This is a genomic window from Pseudomonas alkylphenolica (genome assembly GCF_004025535.1).
Lineage (GTDB): Bacteria > Pseudomonadota > Gammaproteobacteria > Pseudomonadales > Pseudomonadaceae > Aquipseudomonas > Aquipseudomonas alkylphenolica_A.
This window is the reverse complement of record NZ_QJRG01000033.1, coordinates 40,993-58,951: the sequence shown is the minus strand read 5'-3', so window position 1 is coordinate 58,951 and position 17,959 is coordinate 40,993. Positions and strand designations below refer to the sequence as shown.

Here is a 17,959-nt window from a genome sequence, read left to right as displayed (position 1 = left end):
AGGTACTCTTCGATGTTGCGCGCTGCCTGGTTCTGGAATTGCTGCGACAGCGACAGGTAGCGCTCCATGATCTGGTAGGGACGCTCCAGAGCGCGTTGCGACCACCACAACGTGGCGCCAAGGGCGATACACACGGTGACCAGCAACAGGGTGTTGAAATTGGTGAGCAGCTTCAGGCGCATGTCCGGGATCTACCAACGGCCGAATGGTAAGCCCCTGAAGATATTGCGGTTTTATGACCGGGTTATGACGAAGCTGGGCGCTCGATTAAAAAAAGTGGCACTTTGCCTTGAGTTAATCGACGCATTGCACCCGGTTGCGCCCGGCGCCTTTGGCCCGGTACAGCGCCTCGTCGGCGAGGGTCGCCATTCTCAGGGCGTCCAGCCCGTCGCTCAGTTGCACGACGCCGGCGCTGAAGGTGCAGGACAGGTCCCGTGGTTGCGCCGGGTAATGAATTTCGGCGAAGCGGCAGCGAATTTCATCCAGCACCTGGTGAGCGGCGGCCAGATCGGTGTTGGGCATGACAATGGCAAACTCTTCACCGCCGTAGCGGCCAATGAAGTCGGTCTTGCGCAGCCGCTGCTTGAGAAACAGCGCCAGGCTCTTGATCACGCGGTCGCCCATGGGGTGGCCGTGGCTGTCGTTGACCTTCTTGAAGTGGTCGATGTCGAGCATGGCGAAGCTCAACGGCTTGTCTTCGCGGCGGGCGCGAAAGCTGCAGTCTTCGAGCAGTTGCAGGATATGGGTGTGGTTGTACAGGCCAGTCAGGCTGTCGCGCACCATCCGCGCCTTGAGGTTGCGCGCCCGGGCTGCGCGGTTGCGTACCGTGGTAACCAGCTGGCGCGAGCGGATCGGCTTGGTCAGGAAGTCATCGCCGCCTTCACTCATGGCGTCCAGTTGTTTGTCGAGGTCGTCTTCAGCTGACAGGTAGATGATCGGCACGCTGACATAGCGGTCATTGTGCCGAATCACTTTGGCCAGCTCTACGCCCGTGCAGGCGGGCATGTACATGTCGAGGATGATCAGGTCGGGCTGAAAGTCGGCCAGCTCGGCCATGGTGCGGATCGGATCGGTGAGCGCCCGTGTGACGATACCGGCACTGTTGAGCAGGCGCTCGGTGTGCAGGGCCTGGGCCCGGGAGTCGTCAATAATCAGCACCTTGAAGGGCTCGTATTGGGTAACACTGGTCAACAGTTCGACTTTTTCCAGCAGGCTTGACGCTTCCAGTGTGCCGGTGAGGAACTCCAGGCCGCCGGCGCGTACCGCAGCCAGGCGTGTGGGTGTGTCGGTTTCATGCAGGCTGAAAAACAGCAGCGGTACCGGTTGCTCGAGGCCTTGCTGCGCTTGGGCGGCCAGTTGCAGGCCGATGCCGCTGCCGGTGAAGTCGACATCCATGACGATGGCCGAGGGCAGACGCTCGCTCATGGACGCGCGAAACGCTTCAGCACTGTACAAGGCTTGTACACCCAGGCCGAAGAACTCCAGTTGCTGCGCCAGACGCTCGGCCCGGTCATGGTCCTGGAGCATGATGTAGACCGGTTTGCGCAATGGCGGCAAGGGCACATGTTCAAGCTGGTCGCCCTGGCGCAAGCCGGTGCGCGACAGGCGCTGCATCAGGCGGTTGAGTTCGCTGATCAGCGGGCTGCTCAGGCGCGCACTGTTGGCCTCGATGGCGCTCAGCGTTTGACCGATAGCCTCAGCCAGTTCGCAGTGTTCAGGCTGTTCGAAGCGTTCTGCATAGCGTTGCAGGCGCAGCGTGGCCTCGCGCAGTTCTCCGAGGTCGGCGGTCGACCATTCGCTGCGCTGCAGGCGCTGCCAGATCTCGAGTATCTGCCGAGCCTGGTGAATGACCCGCTGGGCAAAGTGTTGCTTGAGGCGCTCACGATTGGGGTCTTCTGGCTCGGTCATGTCCTGACTACTTATTAAGGGTGAGGCAGTTCGAGTAATGGCTCTATGCTAGCACCACTTTCTGGACAATCGAGTGCCTTGTATCAATTTACTGTACAACTCCGCTCATTCATTAACTGACTCTATAGTCACTTATGCGAACGGGCGTGCTTGATTTATAGTGCTGCGATACTTGCTGACCCCGGCAAGCGGCGCGGCGGTAAAAAACGCACTGCGCCGGCACGAAGCCCGGGGGTTGCGGTCGAACCCCTTGAACCGACGTGACAGAAAGGACAACGCCATGCTGGACTGGAAAAACCGTACAGGCAAAGCCGAGGCGCGCGAGCGTGTCGAACCGCGCGGTGCTGCCACCCGCAGTTACTTTGGCGGGTTGTTTTTCAGCCGTGCACTGGGCACGCTGATTGGCCTGTACCTCTTGGTGTGCATTGGCCTGGGCTGGTACTGGAGCGCTGAACCCGACCTGTTTCCGGTGCAGCAGAATGCCCAGGCGGCAGCCGAGAAAAGCGGCCATCAGATGGTGGTTGGCTACACCACGGTCGAAACCCTCAAGACTGTTGCCGGTACCTTGCTGAACAAGCCGGGCGGTTACATTTCCAACGACCGTTTTCCACCGGGCCTGTGGATGGACAACATGCCCAGCTGGGAATATGGCGTGCTGGTCCAGGTTCGCGACCTGAGCCGGGCGCTGCGCAAGGACTTCGCGCGTTCGCAGTCGCAGTCCACTGAGGACGCTGACCTGGCCAAGGCCGAACCGCGCTTCAACTTCGACAACAAGAGCTGGATCCTGCCGTCGAGCGAGTCGGAGTTCCAGGAAGGCATCAACTCCCTGAGCCGCTACCAGAAGCGTCTGTCTGCACCGGATCAGGCGGGCGCGCTGTTCTACACCCGTGCCGACAACCTCAACAACTGGCTGGGCGACGTTGCCACCCGCCTGGGCTCACTGTCGCAGCGGCTGTCGGCCAGCGTTGGCCGGGTCAAGCTCAACAGCACCCTGAAGACCGAAAGCGTGGTCGCCGGGCAAGCGCCGCAACTGGATGAGGAGGTGGTCGAGACGCCGTGGCTGCAGATCGACAACGTCTTCTATGAAGCCCGTGGTCAGGCGTGGGCCTTGTCGCACCTGCTGCGCGCCATCGAAGTGGACTTTGCCGACGTACTGGCGAAGAAGAACGCTACTGTCAGCGTGCGCCAGATCATCCGTGAGCTGGAGGCTTCCCAGGAGCCGCTGTGGAGCCCGATGGTGCTGAATGGCAGCGGCTTCGGCATGTGGGCCAACCACTCGCTGGTCATGGCCAATTACATTTCCCGCGCCAATGCCGCCGTGATCGACCTGCGTCAGCTGCTGTCGCAGGGCTAAGCGGTGAGCATTTCCAAGCAGGAGGCGGCGCACCGCGCGGCCTCCGACGCCGAGTTGATCGCCTGGGTCGACGAGCACGACCAACCGCTGGGCGCCTTGCCTCGCGCCGAGTTGCGCGAGAAGGGCCTGATCGGGCGCGGCACCTACATTCTGCTGTTCAACTCGGCCGGTGAACTGTGCGTACACCGGCGCACCGAGAGCAAGGCCATCTACCCCGGCTATTGGGATGTGGCTGCCGGTGGCATGGTCCAGGCGGACGAGAGTTTTGCCGAGTCGGCCGCGCGGGAGCTGGAAGAAGAGCTGGGTGTGGCCGGGGTCGAGCTGACAGCGCACGAGCGCTTCTTCTTCGATCAGCCTGGCAACCGCCTCTGGTGTGCGGTGTTCTCGGCTGTCTGGGACGGGCCATTGCGCCTGCAGCCCGAGGAGGTCAGCGAAGCCCGTTTCCTGCCGCTCGAGCAGGCCCTGGCCGACAGTCGGCAACAGCCTTACTGCCCCGATTCGCTCGCCGCCTTGCAACGCTACATCGACCGCCGGGCCTGACGTCGCGAATCACATGCAAAATGGCGCAGTTTTGTACTTAGCAGCGGCGGCATTTATCGTTACACTGCGCGGCCTTTTAAGGCTGCCGTACCCTGTGTCGGCAGTTGCGCTGCCCCTGCCAGAGTGGGGCTTCGCGGTCGGTACCCTGCCCGGGGCGCCGACCAGTTTTTGTCCTCACGTTACGAGGATCAAAAGTGGCCAAGAAAGCCGCATCATTCGCCGCCCTGGGTGGCCTGGTGTTCTCCACTGATGCAGGTCGGCATTGTCCGGACTGCAGCAAACCCATAGATGCCTGCATCTGCAAACAGACGCTCATCCCCGAAGGCGATGGCATTGCTCGCGTGCGCCGCGAAAGCAAGGGCCGTGGCGGCAAGACGGTGACGACCATCAGCGGTGTACCGCTGCCCCTGGAACAGCTCAAGGATCTCGCCAGCACGCTCAAGCGCCGCTGCGGAACCGGAGGCGCGTTGAAAGACGGGGTCATCGAAATCCAGGGCGATCACGTCGAGCTGTTGTTGGCGGAGCTGATCAAGCAAGGCTTCAAAGCGAAAAAGTCCGGCGGCTGAAGACCGCATCGCGATTTTTTGCAGTTCGCTTTCTAAACTCGTTCCCGTAGGAAGGGTCTATCCCTGAACACGGAAAATCGTCATTTCCAGGCTTTACACTGAGCCCGCCACCTGCGGGGCGGTGTTATTCGACTTTTTATATAGGGGACTTCAATGTCCGTACGACGCACACGCAAAGACGATGGCAGCCAATGGACAGTTGCGGACAGCCGCAGTGTTTACGGTATTCGCCATTGGGGGGCCGGTTACTTCGCAATCAACGAGGCCGGGCGCGTCGAAGTTCGCCCGAACGGGCCTGGCAGCGCGCCGATCGACCTGTACGAACAAGTCGACGAGCTGCGCAAGAGCGGCCTGTCGCTGCCACTGCTGGTCCGCTTCCCGGACATCCTGCAAGACCGCGTGCGTCAGCTGACGGGTGCCTTCGATGCCAACATCGCGCGCCTGGAGTACCAGAGCCAGTACACCGCGCTGTACCCGATCAAGGTCAACCAGCAGGAAGCAGTGGTCGAGAACATCATTGCCACCCAGAACGTCTCCATCGGCCTTGAAGCCGGCTCCAAGCCCGAGCTGCTGGCCGTGCTGGCGCTGGCGCCGAAAGGAGGCACCATCGTCTGCAACGGCTACAAGGACCGTGAGTTCATTCGCCTGGCGCTAATGGGCCAGAAGCTTGGTCACAACGTCTTCATCGTCATCGAGAAAGAGTCGGAAGTGGCCCTGGTGATCGAAGAAGCGGCCGAGCTCAAGGTCAAGCCACAGGTCGGCCTGCGAGTACGCCTGTCGTCGTTGGCATCGAGCAAGTGGGCCGATACCGGTGGCGAAAAGTCCAAGTTCGGCCTGTCGGCGGCGCAACTGATCTCGGTGGTGCAGCGCTTTCGCGATGCCGGCCTGGACCAGGGCATCCGCCTGCTGCACTTCCACATGGGCTCGCAGATTGCCAACCTGGCGGACTACCAGCATGGCTTCAAGGAAGCGATCCGTTACTACGGCGAACTGCGTGCGTTGGGCCTGCCGGTCGACCATATCGACGTCGGCGGTGGCCTGGGCGTGGACTACGATGGTACCCATTCGCGCAATGCCAGCTCGATCAACTACGACATGGACGACTACGCCGGTGTCGTCGTCGGTATGCTGAAAGAGTTCTGCGACGCGCAGGGCTTGCCACACCCGCACATCTTCTCCGAAAGCGGCCGTTCGCTCACCGCGCACCATGCCATGCTGGTGATCCAGGTGACCGACGTCGAGAGCCACAACGATGAAGTGCCGGTGATCGAGAACAAGGAAAGCCTGCCCGAGACCGTGCAGTGGCTCGCCGACCTGCTGGGCCCGACCGATATCGAGATGGTCACCGAGACCTACTGGCGCGCTACCCACTACATGGGTGACGTGGCCGCGCAGTATGCCGATGGCAAGATCAGCCTGGCCGAAAAGGCCCTGGCGGAGCAGTGCTATTTCGCCGTCTGCCGGCGCCTGCACAACTCGCTCAAGGCCCGCCAGCGCTCGCACCGCCAGGTACTCGACGAGCTCAACGACAAGCTCGCCGACAAATACATCTGCAACTTCTCTGTGTTCCAGAGCTTGCCGGACACCTGGGCCATCGGTCAGGTGCTGCCGATCATTCCGCTTCACCGTCTGGACGAGGAGCCCATGCGCCGCGCGGTGCTGCAGGACCTGACCTGCGACTCCGACGGCAAGATCAACCAGTACGTTGACGAGCAGAGTATTGAGACCAGCATGCCGGTGCATACGGTCAAGGAAGGAGAGGATTATCTGCTCGGCGTATTCCTGGTCGGTGCCTACCAGGAAATTCTTGGTGACATGCACAACCTGTTCGGTGACACCGACTCGGTGAACATCTACCAGAACCCCAACGGCAGCGTTTACCACGCCGGTATCGAGACCCATGACACCATCGAGGACATGCTGCGTTATGTGCACCTGTCGCCGGAGGAGTTGATGACTCACTACCGTGACAAGTGCGCCAGCGCCAAGATCACGGCGCGCGAGAAGACCCAGTTCCTCGACGCCTTGCGTCTGGGGCTGACGCGCTCGTCCTACCTGTCGAGCTGATCCCTTCGCGGGTAAACCCGCTCCCACAGGGTTCTTGAGGAACCCCATCGATCCTGTGGGAGCTGGCGATAGCCTGCGATTGAGCGGCAATATTACCGGCCAAACCACCCATCCCGCCGCTGCAGCCGCCAGCCCATCACCCCCAGCGTCACCCCGCGCAATGCCATGAACAGCAAAAACGCCAGCCACAGCCCGTGGTTGCCCAGCCCTGTGGCGGCAAAGGCAATCGGCAAGGCCACGACGACGCTGATCAACATGCCGTTGCGCATCTCGCGCGCGCGCGTTGCGCCAATGAACAACCCATCGAGCAAGTAACTCCACACTGCCACCAGCGGCAGTAACGCCAGGTAGGGCAGGTACTGGTAGGCCGTGTCGCGCACACTGGCAATGTCGGTTTGCAGGTTGATGAACAGGTGCCCGCCGAACAGAAACAGCACGGCAAAGCCGGCACTGGCCAGCAATGACCAACCACAGGCCACGGTCAGCGAACGACGCAGCGCTGGTCGGTCGCCAGCACCGATGGCATGGCCGCACAGGGCCTCGACCGCATGGGCCAGGCCGTCCAGGGCGTAGGCGGTGAGCAGCAGGCCATTGAGCAACAGCGCGTTGGCGGCGACGGTGTCTTCACCCAGGCGTGCGCCTTGCACGGTGATCAGGAAGAACACCCCCTGCAGGGCCAGGCTGCGAATGAAGATGTCGCGGTTGACGGCCAGCAAGGGGCGCCAGCTTTGCCAGCGGGCCAGCAGTGCCCAGACGATCTGCCCCGGGTAGGCCCGCAAGGCCGGACGAGTCAGCGCCAGGCCGAGCAGGGCGGCACTCCACTCGGCAATCACCGACGCCCGCGCCGACCCCAGCACACCCCAGTCCAGACCGAGCACGAACCACAGGTTCAAGACAATGTTGAGCAGGTTGGTGGTCAGCAGAATCGCCAGCGGTGCCCGGGCGTTCTGGGTGCCGAGAAACCAGCCGACCAGGGCAAAACTGGCCAGCGCCGCTGGCAGGCCCAGCAAGCGGGTATGGAAGAACTCCCGGGTGGACTGCTCCAGCGCTGCCGACGGCTGCATCAATTGCAGGGCCAACTGGCTGAAGGGCAGGGCCAGCAGCCCCAGCAACAGGGCGAACAGCAACGCCAACAGCAAGCCCTGCACCAGCACCTGACGCAACGCTGCGCCGTCGGCACGCCCGGCCGCCTGGGCGGCAAAGCCGGTGGAGCCCATGCGCAAAAAGCCCATCAGAAAGGCCAGGAAGGTATACAGGCTGGCCCCCACCGCCACGGCACCCAGTTGATGGGCATGGGGCAGGTGGCCGATCACGGCACTGTCGACCAGCGCCACCAGCGGCACGGAAATGTTGGAGAGAATCATCGGCGCCGCCAATGCCCAGACCTTGCGGTGGGTAGGGCGGTCGCGCCAGTCGGTCAGCAATCGGGACATGTCGGCTCCAGGCAGGCCGGGCATTGTAGCCGTTGCGGCGGCGCTTGATGCAGTTGTGTACTGATCTGTGTCCAGCACCCCTGCTGACCTTGGGATATAGTTCACCCTTAGAACCTGCTGCCAAAGAGTTACTCCCATGCTCAACAAAGGATTGTTGCTGGCCTGCGTGCTGGCTTTGCTCAGTGCCTGCGACTCGTCTGCACCGGATAAGCCGGCGACGACTTCAGCGCCGGTCCAGGCCGAACAGGCTGTACCCGCAGCAAAACCTGCGCGGGAAGATGCCGCGACCCTGGCCAAGCGTTATGCCGGTCGCGAGCTAAGCGTGGTGGATGTCTCGGAAGTGCAGGTGGATGGAGCCAGTGCCCTGTCCCTGACGTTTTCGGTGCCACTGGATGCCGAGCAGAACTTCGCCGAACGGGTGCACCTGGTCGATACCGTCAAAGGCAAGGTCGACGGCGCCTGGGAGTTGTCCGATAACGGCATGGAGCTGCGCCTGCGCCATCTGGAGCCGCAGCGCAAACTGGTGCTGACTGTCGATGCAGGGTTGCAGGCCGTCAACGGCAAGCGTCTGGCCGCCGAGTCGGTGAGCCGCCTGGAAACCCGCGACATGCAGGCCACGATCGGCTTCGCCAGCCGCGGTTCGCTACTGCCGACGCGGCTGGCTGAAGGGCTGCCGGTGATCGCCCTGAACGTCAACAAGGTCGATGTCGAGTTCTTCCGGATCAAACCCGAATCGCTCTCGCCGTTCCTCAGTGCCTGGGGTCGCAACAGCAGCCTGTATTACTACCAGTCCAAGGAAACCCTGGACATGGCCGAGCTGGTCTACAGCGGCCGCTTCGACCTCAACCCGGCGCGCAACACTCGCGAAACCCTGTTGTTGCCGATTGCCGGGATCAAGCCGCTGCAACAGCCAGGCGTGTACCTGGCAGTGATGCGCGCTTCAGGCACCTATGATTATTCGCAGCCGGCCACCCTGTTTACTCTCAGTGACATCGGCCTCTCGGCACACCGCTACCAGAACCGCCTGGACGTCTTCGCCCAAGGGCTGGAAGGCGGCAAGGCCATGAACAGCGTCAACCTCGAATTGCTCGATGGCGAAGGACGTGTGCTGGCCCAGGGCACGACCGGCAGTGATGGTCATGCCCAGCTGCCTATGCCGCCCAAGGCTGAAACCTTGCTGGCCCATCAGGGTGTGCACACCACCATGCTGCGCCTGAACAGTGCCGCGCTGGACCTGGCTGAATTCGATATCACCGGCGCCCAGGCCAACCCGCTGCAGTTTTTCGTGTTCGGCCCGCGCGACCTGTACCGGCCGGGCGAGACGGTGTTGCTCAACGGCCTGCTGCGTGATCAGGACGGCCGTCCGGTGACGCCGCAACCGGTGACGGTGGAGGTGCGTCGCCCCGACGAGCAGATCAGCCGCAAGTTTGTCTGGGAACCAGGCACTACGGGGCTCTATCAGTATCAGTTGCAGCTGGCCAGCGAAGCCCCGACCGGACGCTGGCAGTTGCTGTTTGACCTGGGTGGCGGCAAGAAGCAGCTCTACGAGTTCCTTGTCGAAGACTTCCTGCCCGAGCGCCTGGCCCTGGAGCTCAAGGGCAGCGATACCCCGCTGAGCCCGGAGCAGAGCGCCGAAATCGACGTGAATGGCCGTTACCTCTACGGTGCCCCGGCTTCGGGCAACCGCCTCAGTGGCCAGGCCTATGTGCGCCCGCTGCGCGAGGCGGTGCCGGCATTGCCGGGGTACCAGTTTGGCTCGATCACCGAACCGGAGCTGAGCCAGGACCTGGAGCTGGACGAAGTCAGCCTGGATGCTGATGGCAAAGCCACCCTGAGCATCGAGAGCAAGTGGTCTGAAGCGCGCTCGCCCTTGCAGCTGACTGTGCAGGCGAGCCTGCAGGAGTCGGGCGGCCGGCCGATCACCCGACGCCTGGAGCAACCGATCTGGCCAGCCGAGCGTTTACCCGGATTGCGCGGCCTGTTCGACGGAGAAGAAACCGACAGCGACGGTCCGGTGGAATTCGAGGTGCTGGTCGCCGACCGTGACGGCAACAAGCTGGCCGCCGACAACCTCAAGGTGCGCCTGATCCGCGAGCGCCGCGACTACTACTGGAACTACTCGCAGAGCGATGGCTGGAGCTACAACTTCAACGAGAAGTTCCTGACCCAGAGCGAGGAAACGCTGAGCATCAAGGCGGGCTCCACCGCCCGCCTGAATTTCCAGGTTGAGTGGGGACCTTATCGCGTCGAAGTCGAAGACCCGCAGACCGGCCTGGTGTCCAGCGAGCGTTTCTGGGCGGGTTATCGCGCCCAGGACAATGCCGACGGTGGTGCGGTACGTCCGGACCAGGTCAAGCTCGCCCTGGATAAACCGTCTTATGCCGATGGCGCCACGGCCAACATCACCGTTACGCCACCCGCCGCCGGTACGGGTTACCTGATGGTTGAGTCCAGCGATGGCCCGCTGTGGTGGCAGGAAATCGATGTGCCGCTCGAAGGCAAGACCTTCGCGGTCAAGCTCGATCCGAAGTGGGCCCGTCATGACCTGTATGTCAGTGCCCTGGTCATCCGCCCGGGAGAACGCAAGGTCAATGCCACGCCCAAGCGTGCAGTCGGGGTCTTGCACCTGCCGCTGGACCGCGCCGAACGCAAACTGGCGGTAAGCCTCAGCGCCCCGGAAAAGATGCGGCCCAAGCAGCCGTTAACGGTCAACGTGCAGGCGCGCAACGCCGACGGCAGTGTGCCGAAACAGGTGCATGTGCTGCTGGCTGCGGTGGACGTGGGCATCCTCAACATCACCGACTACCCGACGCCGGATCCATTTACCGGCATGTTCGGGCGCAAGGCCTATGGCGCCGACCAGCTGGATATCTACGGTCAACTGATCGAAGCCGGGCAGGGCCGTCTGGCCAGCCTCGCCTTCGGCGGTGACGCGGCCATGGCCAAGGGTGGCAAGCGTCCAAGCACTAGCGTGACTATCGTCGCCCAGCAAAGCATGCCGGTGACCTTGAATGAAAACGGCGAAGGCCAGGCCACCGTCGACATTCCCGATTTCAATGGTGAGTTGCGGCTGATGGCCCAGGCGTGGACCGACGAGCACTACGGTGTGGCCGAGGGCAAGACCGTTGTCGCAGCGCCGTTGATTGCCGAACTGTCGGCGCCGCGCTTTCTTGCTGGCGGTGACCGCACCACCCTGGCGCTGGATGTGTCGAACCTCTCCGGGTTGGCACAAAAGCTCGACGTGCGCCTGAGCACCGAGGGTCAACTGAACCTGATCGGCGCTGCCGAGCAGCACCTGGATCTTGCCCAGGGCAAGCGCGTGACCTTGCTGGTGCCGGTCGAGGCGAGCGGTGGCTTGGGCCAGGGCAAGGTCACGGTACAAGTCAGCGGCCTGCAGCTGCCCGGCGAATCGGCGACCGCCTTCAGCCGTGAATGGACGCTGGGCATCCGCCCGGCTTACCCGGCCATGCTCAAGCACTACCGGGTGGCCCTGAAGGACCAGCCGTGGAGCCTGCCGGCCGGAGACCTGGCCGAGTTCGAAGCAGCGGGGCTTGAAGCGACGCTGGCCTTGTCGAGTCGTCCGCCGCTGAACCTGGCCGAACAGATCCGTGCCCTGGAAGCCTACCCCTATGGTTGCCTGGAACAGACCACCAGCGGCCTGTACCCCTCGCTCTATGCCGACGCTGCAACGCTCAAGCGTCTGGGTATCAGCGGTGAGCCGGCCGAGGTGCGCAAGCGCAAGATCGAAATGGGCATCGAACACCTGCTGGGCATGCAGCGCTACAACGGCAGCTTCGGCCTGTGGAGTGCCGATAGCGAGGAGGAGTACTGGCTGACCGCCTATGTCACCGACTTCTTGTTGCGTGCTCGCGAGCAGGGCTATGCCGTGCCGGCCGATGCCTTGAAAAAGGCCAGTGAGCGGCTGCTGCGTTATCTGCAGGAGCGCAACCTGATCGAGGTGAACTACAGCAAGAATGCCGAGCACAGCCGCTTTGCCGTACAGGCTTATGCGGGCCTGGTGCTTGCGCGCACGCAGCAGGCGCCATTGGGTGCATTGCGCAGCCTGTTCGAGCGTCGCAGCGACGCTCGCTCCGGCCTGCCGCTGGTGCAGTTGGCCATCGCGCTGGACAAAATGGGTGACAAGCCCCGCGCCCAACAAGCCCTGCAGGCCGGCCTGGCAGTCAGCCGCAGCAGTGACGACTGGCTGGGAGACTATGGTAGCCCGGTGCGCGATCAGGCCTTGATCCTGGCCTTGCTCGAAGAGAACAACCTGGCCAGCGACAGCCTCGATGCCCGCTTGTTTGAACTGTCCGATCAACTCGCGGCCAACCGCTGGTTGTCGACCCAGGAACGCAACGCCTTGTTCCTCGCCGGGCGCGGCTTGCTGACCAAGCCGGAAGGGCAATGGGCGGCGCGTCTGGACAGTGCCGGTGAAGTGCGTGAGCTCAATGCGGCGCAGTCAGGCCTGAAGCTCGAAGGCCCGCTTCTGGCTACACCGTTGACGGTGCACAACCAAGGGGGCGACACCCTGTTCCAGCAATTGACCCTCTCCGGCTACCCACGTCAGGCGCCGGCGGCCAGCAGCAATGGCATGAGCATTCGCCGCGAGTACCTTGGCATGAACGGCCAGGCCCTGGATGTGCGTGCTCTGCACAGCGGTGACCTGGTGCTGGTGCACCTGGCGCTGACGTCCGCGTCGCGGGTGCCGGATGCGCTGGTGGTCGACCTGTTGCCGGCGGGCCTGGAACTGGAGAACCAGAACCTGGCGCAGAGCGCGGCGAGCCTGGAGAACGCCAGCAGTGCGGTCAAAGAGTGGCGTGAATCGATGCAGAACGCCAATGTGGTCCATCAGGAGTTTCGTGATGACCGCTACGTGGCCGCGCTGAATCTGGAAGGCTACGGCACCACCCACCTGCTGTACCTGGCGCGGGCAGTGACGCCGGGCAGCTATCGGGTGCCGCCGCCGCAGGTTGAGTCGATGTACCGGCCAAACCTGCAGGCAGTGGGAGAGTCGGTGCCTGAACTGGTGGTGAAGGGACGTTGAGACGGCAGTGGGTGCAGGGCTAGTGGATAATCCAGCTCAGCACCCACAGGCCCAGCAGCAACCAGATGATGCCGACGATGATCGACGCGCGCATGAACGCACGGATAGCCGAGTACAGCAGCATCAGGCCGATGATCAGGGCAACGATGCTGATCAGTGAGGTGTCCATGCCCAAGGTGCGTGCCAGGCCATCGATGAAATTGCCACCGGCGTTGGCCAGCAGGTTGAACAGCCCGCTCAGGCCATCGACGACAAAGCGGATCAGTGCGCCCAAGGCCTGGCCGAGCCACTCGAAAAAACCTTCTACATGCATAGTTGCTTCCTGATGATCGAACCGGCGAGTCTGCCGTTACCCTGTGTTTGGCCATGCCCTGGCCTGCTCGGTTCCCTGGCTGTTACCAGCGACAAGGGGGCCTGATGCACATCTTAGCGCGCCCGTTCAGGCCAATGGCGAAATGCCTGGGCATTGTGCTGGGCGTGATGGTGTTGCTGGGCGCGCTGTTGTGGGCGGCTGACCGCCTGTGGCCGTTGCCGCTGCCAACCGACGATCTGGCGCGGGTGGTGCTGGCAGAAGACGGCACGCCCTTGTGGCGCTTCGCCGATTCCGAAGGCGTATGGCGTTATCCGGTCAGTGTCGAGCAGGTCTCGCCCTATTATCTGCAGGCGTTGCTCAGTTATGAGGATCGCTGGTTTTACCGGCACCCCGGGGTCAACCCCCTGGCCTTGGGCCGTGCGGCCTGGCAGAACCTGCGGGGCGGGCGTGTGGTGTCGGGGGGCAGCACCCTGACGATGCAGGTCGCACGTTTGCTTGATCCGCACTCACGCACACTGTCGGGCAAGCTGCGCCAACTGTGGCGTACGGCGCAGCTGGAATGGCACCTGTCCAAGGCGCAGATTCTCGAGCTGTACCTCAACCGTGCCCCGTTTGGCGGCACCTTGCAGGGCGTCGCGGCGGCCAGTTGGGCGTACCTGGGGAAATCGCCCCTGCACCTGACCCCCGCCGAGGCAGCATTGCTGGCAGTGCTGCCCCAGGCGCCGAGCCGCTTGCGTCCGGACCGGCACCCGGCACGGGCTCAGAAAGCGCGCGACAAAGTCCTGCAACGCCTGGCCGAGTATGACGTCTGGCCAGCCCAGCGGGTCGTCGAGGCCATGGAAGAACCGCTATTGCTGGCGCCACGCCAGGAGCCTGCGCTGGCACCGTTGCTGGCGCGACGGCTGAACCGCCCGCACAGCCCGCCGTTGATCCGTACCACCCTGGATGCTTCGTTGCAGCGGCGCCTGGAGGACTTGCTGCTGGGCTGGCGCGCGCGCCTGCCCGAGCGCACTTCGGCGGCCATTCTTGTGGTCGAGGCGCAGAACATGGCGGTGCGTGCTTACCTGGGCTCGGTCGACCTGAATGACGAGCGCCGCTTCGGCCATGTCGACATGATCACCGCGTTGCGTTCGCCGGGTTCAACCCTCAAGCCGTTTCTGTACGGCATGGCCATGGATGACGGCCTGATCCACTCCGAGTCTTTGCTGCAGGATGTGCCTCGGCGTTACGGCGACTATCGGCCGGGGAACTTCTCCCTGGGTTTCAGCGGCCCGGTCGCGGCCAGTTCTGCCCTGGCGCTGTCGCTGAACCTGCCGGCGGTACAGTTGCTCGAAGCGTATGGCCCGAAGCGCTTCGCCGCGCACATGCGCAACGGCGGAGTACCATTGACGCTGCCGCCGCTGGCGGAGCCGAACCTGTCACTGATCCTGGGCGGTGCCGGCAGCCGGCTGGAAGACCTGGTGGCGGGCTACGGCGCTCTGTCGCGCGGCGGCCTTAGTGCACCGATTCGCTTGCAGCCGGATGCACCGTTGCTTGAGCGCCGGCTGTTGTCGCCGGGCAGCGCGTGGATCATCCGGCGCATTCTCAGTGGCCAGGCGCGACCGGATCGTGACCCGCATGCCGAACTGGTGCAGCGCCCGCTGTTGGCCTGGAAGACCGGTACCAGCTATGGCTTTCGCGATGCCTGGTCGATTGGTGTCGGGCCGCGTTACCTGATCGGTATCTGGATCGGCCGGCCCGATGGCACACCGGTGCCCGGCCAGTTTGGGCTGGCGTCGGCTGCGCCCTTGATGCTGCAGGTTCACGATGTACTGAGCAATCGTGACAGCCAGCGGGGCATCGCCGTGCCTGCCGTGGCGGTGCCCGCCAATGTCGGTGTGGCTGCCATCTGCTGGCCGTTGGGCCAACCGCTGGCGCGCCAGGATGCCAATTGCCGGCGCCAGCGCTTTGCCTGGACCTTGGATGGCACTACTCCGCCGACGTTGCAGGCCGCCGACCAGCCGCTAAGCGTCGGCCTCGATGAAGCCGTCTGGGTGAATGAACACGGGCAACGCGTTGATGCCAGTTGCCCGGGGGCCAGGGCCACGCAGATAGCTTTGTGGCCAGCGCCGCTGGAGCCCTGGTTGCCGCGCGTGGAACGCCGTGAGACGCGCCTGCCGGCGGTGGACCCGCATTGTCCGCCACAGGTGCCGCCCAGCGCACCGCCGTTGTCGATCGTCGGGGTACGTCAGGGTGATCAGTTGCGTCGCCCGGCCAGCAGCCGTGAGCCCTTGCGCCTGGATGTGTCGGCGTTGGGGGGCAGTGGTCGGCACTGGTGGTTCCTCAATGGCGCGCCCCTGGGTGAGTCCAACGGCCAGCAAGGGCTGACGGTGAACCTTGAGCAGGTTGGGCGGGTCGAGCTGAGCGCGCTGGATGAAAGCGGCCAGACCGCGCGGGTCGAGTTTCAGGTCAACGATTGACGTGCCGCGCTATCCGTTCGCCGGCAGGACGCATTAGACGGGGGGACGGCTACCACCTACGCTTGAGTCTGACCACAGAGCAGTCTTGGCCCCCGCTTACCGTTGAGGATCACGGAGCGTCCTATGCGATCGTTGGCCGTTGCCATTCTGGGGCTGTCCTGGGCTTCTGTGCCATGCGCCGAGCCCTTGCCGAGCTACCTCAACAGCAATGAAGTAGAACGCAGCCTGCCTGCGCCTAACCTGCCGATCGATGCCTACCGTCCACACCTGCCCGTATTGCGCTTGCCACTGCCAGCAGTCCAGCCGCAGGCGCTGCCGGCAAACACCCGGATAAAGGTCCGCAAGGTGCGCTTTGAAGGCGGTAGTCTGTATGCCCTGAGCGATCTGCGCGACAACTACCAGCGGCTGATCAACCGCGACGTCACCCTGGCGGAACTGACCGAAGCTACCGAACGCCTGACCCAGCGCTACCAGCAGGACGACTATGTGCTGTCCTATGCCTACCTGCCGCCGCAGGATTTTGCAGATGGCCGGGTCCAGGTAGTGCTGGTCGAGGGCTACATCCGTGATGTTGAACTGCACGGTGACATCGGCCCCGCAGCGACCTACCTCAAGCAGTTGGCGAGCAAGCTCAAGGCGGAGCGCCCGATCATGCGCAAGACCCTTGAGCGCTACACATCGCTGATGAGCCGGGTGCCGGGTGTGAGCCTGGCGGCCGAGGTCACTTCGGCGGGCACAAGCGATGGGGCAACGACCTTGAACGTTCACGCCTCACGCCAACCGTTTACCGCAACACTGGACCTTGGCGACAGCAACCGCGAGAGCCTGCAGGCATTGTTGGGCGTCAGCAGCAACGCCCAGACCTCGTTGGCCGAGCAGGTCAGCTTCAGCGCCCTGTTCCCTCCGGGCAATGCACACGAACACTACTACCGCCTGGACTATTCGCAGTACCTGGACAGCGAAGGCAGTCAGTTGAACCTGTCTGCTACGCAGCTGCGCAGTGACCCCAATGCGTGGGTGCGGCTGAACACTGGCATCGACCTCAGGCAGCACCGCGATCTTGACCGCTACTCGATTGGCCTGAGCCAGACACTGACGGCGTCTTCCCACGAGTGGCTCAGCGTTGCCGGACGCTTTTACACCGTCAACGATGACACCGACTATGAAGGTGTTGATGTGCCGCTCAGGTACAACAGTCGCACCGACCTGCGCGCCCTGGGGTTCGAGGGTGACTGGCGTACCACCACTGCCCGGCAGCTACGAATTCTCAGTGTCGGCGCCTATCAGGGCCTGGATTACCTGGGGGCGAATACCGACAGTGAAATCGATCTGGATTTTTTGCGTGTGCGCGTTGCCGGGGTGCAGAGCGATGGTTTTTTCGACCATTGGCAAGGCGTCGCCTCGGCGGCGTTGTACTGGAGCAATGACAGCTTGCCCGACAGTGAGCGCGCTGTGTTCGGCGGGCAGAGTTTCGGCCGTGGTTACCCCGGTGACCAGGCCTCGGGCGATAAAGGCTGGGGCGCGGCCTATGAGCTCAACTACAGCATCCAGGGCACGGGTGACCTGTTGAGACTCGTACAGCCCTATGGCGTAGTGGATGCAGCGCGTAGCTGGTTCAACCAGCTCGACGTACGCGATTCACGCCTGTCGTCCGTTGCGCTTGGGGTGCGTATGGGGGATGCGCGCAATTACAGTCTTTCACTGGAAGCGGCCAAACCGATGTCGGACATTGCCCTGGACAGCTTCGATCGGCGGCCGCGTTATACCTTGAGCTTCAGGTACCAGTTGTAGCTTCTGCACTCAATTCACAAGGTGCAGGCGAGGTAAGGGAAAGAGGTTGTCCAGGGTTTCCAGCAGGCGGGTGTGATAGATCGGCTTGCGGAACAGGTCCAGCACTTGCAGGCGCAGCAAGTCACTGATGTCGTCCATGTCGGCATGCCCGGAGGTGACAATCACTGGCAAGTGCTGGCGGGCAGTGTGCTCGCGCAGGCGCCTGATCAGTGAAATGCCGCTTTCCTCCGGCATGCGCAGGTCGGTGATCACCAGCGCCACGTCCGGGTGGCGGGTGAGCTGTTGCAGGGCAAGTTTCACCGACGTGGCGGTGTAACAGCAAAAACCTTCGCCCTCAAGCAGCTCGGCAAGTTCCAGCAAGGCGTCCTCTTCATCATCCACCAGGAGAATCTGTTGTCGCTGGGAAGAGGTCAGCATGGAGAGTTTCCGTTTAAAAAATGATCACAATGGCAGTTCGATAGTGCGATATGCGCCTACTCAAGTG

The 17,959-nt window shown here is 63.1% G+C and carries 11 protein-coding genes; 7 read left to right on the top strand and 4 right to left on the bottom strand.

Annotation, left to right across the window (positions count from 1 at the left end):
- Positions 1-294: 294 nt before the first annotated feature.
- Positions 295-1,908, bottom strand: coding sequence for a response regulator (locus DM813_RS00380; RefSeq protein WP_128321473.1), 1,614 nt, complete (start codon positions 1,906-1,908; stop codon positions 295-297).
- Between the two features lie 280 nt (positions 1,909-2,188).
- On the opposite strand from DM813_RS00380, the gene DM813_RS00375 reads away from it, so the two are divergent.
- The 4 genes from DM813_RS00375 (at position 2,189) to speA (ending at position 6,435) form a co-directional block, all read left to right on the top strand.
- Positions 2,189-3,262: a DUF2333 family protein gene (locus DM813_RS00375; RefSeq protein ID WP_128321472.1), complete on the top strand. Its 1,074-nt coding sequence runs from the start codon at positions 2,189-2,191 to the stop codon at positions 3,260-3,262.
- Positions 3,263-3,265: 3 nt separating this feature from the next.
- The gene (locus DM813_RS00370) at positions 3,266-3,802 is read left to right on the top strand and encodes an NUDIX hydrolase (RefSeq protein WP_128321471.1); all 537 of its coding nucleotides are present in this window, start codon (positions 3,266-3,268) and stop codon (positions 3,800-3,802) included.
- A 194-nt stretch (positions 3,803-3,996) separates the two neighbouring features.
- Positions 3,997-4,368: a translation initiation factor Sui1 gene (locus tag DM813_RS00365; RefSeq protein ID WP_010221702.1), complete on the top strand. Its 372-nt coding sequence runs from the start codon at positions 3,997-3,999 to the stop codon at positions 4,366-4,368.
- A 153-nt stretch (positions 4,369-4,521) separates the two neighbouring features.
- Positions 4,522-6,435, top strand: coding sequence for an arginine decarboxylase (gene speA / locus DM813_RS00360; protein ID WP_128321470.1), 1,914 nt, complete (start codon positions 4,522-4,524; stop codon positions 6,433-6,435).
- Between the two features lie 92 nt (positions 6,436-6,527).
- Here the strand turns inward: speA and DM813_RS00355 are convergent, their stop codons facing one another.
- A complete protein-coding gene (locus DM813_RS00355) occupies positions 6,528-7,868 on the bottom strand; it encodes an MATE family efflux transporter (RefSeq protein WP_128321469.1) in 1,341 nt (446 codons plus the stop codon).
- 136 nt (positions 7,869-8,004) lie between these two features.
- Here DM813_RS00355 and DM813_RS00350 point away from each other — a divergent pair, with 136 nt between their 5' ends.
- Complete coding sequence (locus DM813_RS00350; protein WP_128321468.1) at positions 8,005-12,912, top strand: alpha-2-macroglobulin family protein; 4,908 nt, start codon at positions 8,005-8,007, stop codon at positions 12,910-12,912.
- Between the two features lie 19 nt (positions 12,913-12,931).
- Here DM813_RS00350 and DM813_RS00345 read toward each other — a convergent pair whose 3' ends face one another.
- Positions 12,932-13,225, bottom strand: a complete 294-nt coding sequence (locus DM813_RS00345; RefSeq protein ID WP_128321467.1) for a hypothetical protein — start codon at positions 13,223-13,225, stop codon at positions 12,932-12,934.
- A 104-nt stretch (positions 13,226-13,329) separates the two neighbouring features.
- Here DM813_RS00345 and pbpC point away from each other — a divergent pair, with 104 nt between their 5' ends.
- Positions 13,330-15,684 (top strand): peptidoglycan glycosyltransferase PbpC, encoded by a 2,355-nt coding sequence (pbpC, locus tag DM813_RS00340; protein ID WP_128321466.1) that lies wholly within the window; start codon positions 13,330-13,332, stop codon positions 15,682-15,684.
- A gap of 123 nt (positions 15,685-15,807) precedes the next feature.
- Positions 15,808-17,475: a ShlB/FhaC/HecB family hemolysin secretion/activation protein gene (locus DM813_RS00335; protein ID WP_128321465.1), complete on the top strand. Its 1,668-nt coding sequence runs from the start codon at positions 15,808-15,810 to the stop codon at positions 17,473-17,475.
- Positions 17,476-17,484: 9 nt separating this feature from the next.
- On the opposite strand, the gene DM813_RS00330 is transcribed toward DM813_RS00335, so the two are convergent.
- Positions 17,485-17,892 (bottom strand): response regulator, encoded by a 408-nt coding sequence (locus tag DM813_RS00330; protein ID WP_128321464.1) that lies wholly within the window; start codon positions 17,890-17,892, stop codon positions 17,485-17,487.
- Between the last annotated feature and the right edge of the window lie 67 nt (positions 17,893-17,959).